The organism is Methylobacterium nigriterrae, from assembly GCF_037106235.1.
Classification (GTDB): domain Bacteria; phylum Pseudomonadota; class Alphaproteobacteria; order Rhizobiales; family Beijerinckiaceae; genus Methylobacterium; species Methylobacterium nigriterrae.
Genome location: NZ_JBAWTG010000437.1, coordinates 1 through 846 on the forward strand (window position 1 = coordinate 1; position 846 = coordinate 846).

1 protein-coding gene is annotated in these 846 nt (G+C 66.3%); it reads right to left on the reverse strand.

The window, feature by feature from the left end; all coding sequences use genetic code 11:
- Nucleotides 1-9 precede the first annotated feature (9 nt).
- Nucleotides 10-779 (reverse strand): IS5 family transposase gene (locus tag WDW90_RS37615; RefSeq protein WP_336492805.1). Its coding sequence is split into 2 segments (ribosomal slippage): nucleotides 10-467 and nucleotides 467-779, totalling 771 coding nucleotides; the frame shifts between segments, so codons are not numbered across the junction.
- Nucleotides 780-846 lie beyond the last annotated feature (67 nt).

The window sequence follows — 846 nt, forward strand, 5'->3', positions numbered from 1 at the left end:
TACGGCCTGTTAGCTCTTGAGCCAGTCGAGCGCAGCCGCGAGGGCGAGAACGCCCATGAAGCTTGAGGCGGTCTTCTCGTAGCGCGTTGCAATGGCACGCCATTCCTTCAGCCGAGCCCAGAGGCGCTCGACCTGGTTGCGGTTGTTGTAGATCCAGTCTGGGCAGGCGACCGGGGCCTCGTTGCGCTTCGGCGGGATCGCGGGCCGGGCACCCAGGTTCCAGATATGCTCGCGAAAGGCGTGGCTGGCATAGCCGCGGTCGGCCACCACCCACTTCGGCACGCCCGGCAGACGGTTCAGCAGCGGGATGGCATGCGGGAGTTCATGCGCCTGACCGGGAGCCAAAATGAAAGCGACCGCTCGTCCGAGCCCGTCGGCAATCACGCAAGCCTTGCTGCCAAAGCCACCGCGCGAGCGGCCCAGCGCCTCACGCCTGTCCCGCTCAGCTTGTGTGCCCCCTTTCGGCGGGCTCCCGCCGCCTTTTGATGTGCGCGGATGCTGGTGCCATCCAAGAACGTCATTCCGAGTTGCACACCCGCCTCTTGGGCGAGGTGGAGCAGGCGCTCCCAGACACCCAGATGCGCCCAGCGGATGAAGGTCTGAGCCGCCCGCGCCCAGGGACCGAGGTCAGGAGGGATGGCGCGCCACTTGGCTCCATTCTGATGCCGCCAGACGATGGCCGAGATCGTGCGGCGCAGATCCTGCGGCGGGGTCTTGCCCCTGGGCCGACACGCCTCGATCAGGGGCTCCAGCTTTCTCCATTCCACGTCGTCCAGCATCGCTCCTCCCAGTCAGGAGGAGCAAAACGCCCGCAAACGGAACACGTTCAAGGCCGAACAGGCCGTA